Genomic DNA, 2,065 nt, shown 5'->3' on the forward strand with positions numbered 1-2,065 from the left:
AACAAAAGAAGCTGCACCGGAAGAAAATAATACATCTGAAAGCAATAGTAATTTCAATCAAACATTTGAAGAATTAAATAGAGTTGATTCTAATGATGAAAAAGAAGAAATACTTACTAGCTATATTGCGACAACAAATGGTGTTTCGAGAGAAGCCGTTCTAAATGAAATTGAAGGCTTAAATATTGATTATGCGAAACTCTCAGACGATGAATTACTCAATTTATTAGTTCAAGATTTGGCAAATAAATTGGAACAAAATAAAGCACAAGCAACCTCAAGAAGTGTAAGTAGATTTGCGGAACCTGTACTAAAAACTGCACTAGATAATGATATTTCAGAGAAAGGTTCTAATGTAAATGGACAGATTACGGTAAACAACTTTAAAATTGGTGAAGATTCTTTTGATCCAAACCATAGCGGATCGACTGACATTTCAGCAGATTTCAGTGTTGATGGAAAGATTAAAGAAGGGGATTATTTTACAGTAAATATTCCTGAAAACGTTACTGTAAATGGCGATATAAATTATGAAAATCTTAATAATATAATGAAGGTTAAGTCCCTTACTGATAATGAAGGTAATACTGTAGCTACAGGTTTTTATAATGTTAATGAAAAAGTAGTTACTTATACATTTACTGATTATGTAAATAATAGAAATAATATTAAAGGTAATTTCCAACTACCAATCTGGACTGACAGAAAAAATACGCCAAATAGTGGTTCATATCAAGCTGAATTTGGAATAGCAGATAAAAAATTCAGTACAACCCTTAATATTAATTATTCTTCACCAATACAAGGAATAAATGATGAGTCTGGACCAAGTATCAGCTCATTTATAACTGATATTGATAAGTATTCTGGTAATAATAGTTTTAAGCAAACTATTTATGTTAATCCTATGGGCAATAGATTATATGATTCGAATGTTAAAATACAGGGATATCACACAGACCCTAATAGCTCTAGTACTATAATAGATAATAACACTAAATTTAAAATTTATAGAGTTTTAGATGTAAATAAGTTAAATGATAGTTATTATGTAGATCCTCAAGATCCTAATTTAGTAGATATTACAGATAATTTTGATGGATGGATTACTGATAATGGTGATAATTCTGTAAGTCTCCAATTCGGAGATATTGACACTGCATATGTTATTACTGTAGACGGGAAATATGATGGAGAAAGTGACGAAAATGTAAAAACACGAGTTTTTGAAACTAACGACGATGCTTATAAGGTTAGAAGAGCTTACTATTGGGATAATGAGAATATAATCAAGGGAACAGGCGGTAATGCTGGTGGCGATCTTCTGAAATATAGTCTTGGAGATTACGTATGGGAAGATACAAATAAAGACGGAATCCAAGATGATGACGAAAAAGGCATCTCAGGTGTCCATGTTACATTGAAAGATAATAATGGTAATGAATTAGATCATACTACTACAGATGAAAATGGTAGATATCAATTTAATAATTTAGACAATGGAACATATATCGTTGAATTTTCAACTCCAGAAGGATATACGCCGACAATTGAGAATTCAGGTAACGATGATGAAACAGATTCTGATGGCTTAACAACAACAGGTGTTATTAACGGTGCTGATAATTGGACATTAGACAGTGGATTTTATAAGACACCTAAATATAGTCTTGGAGACTACGTATGGTTAGATAAAAATAAAGATGGAATTCAAGATGATGATGAAAAAGGTATCTCAGGAGTTCATGTTACGCTGAAAGATGGTAATGGTAACGTATTAAAAACAACAACAACAGATGAGACTGGTAAGTATCGTTTTGACGATTTAGATAGTGGTGATTATATTGTACAGTTTGATAAACCAGAAGGTTTGACTCAAACTGTTACTAATTCAGGTAATAATGATGAAAATGATGCTGATGGTGAAGAAGTTCATGTAACTATTACCGATCATGATGATTTTAGTATTGATAATGGTTACTTCGAAGAAGATTCAGATGCTGATGCGGATGCCGATGCTGACTCAGATGCGGATGCTGACTCAGATGCGGATGCAGATGCAGAC

The 2,065-nt window shown here is 32.2% G+C and carries 1 protein-coding gene; it reads left to right on the plus strand.

Translation table 11 applies throughout. From position 1 onward, the window contains the following. A partial coding sequence (locus HMPREF3031_RS09455) for an SdrD B-like domain-containing protein (protein ID WP_180364336.1) occupies positions 1-2,065 on the plus strand: 2,065 nt, incomplete at both ends.

The sequence above is a fragment of the Staphylococcus sp. HMSC072B07 genome (assembly GCF_001815505.1).
In the GTDB taxonomy this organism is placed as follows: Bacteria; Bacillota; Bacilli; order Staphylococcales; family Staphylococcaceae; genus Staphylococcus; species Staphylococcus simulans.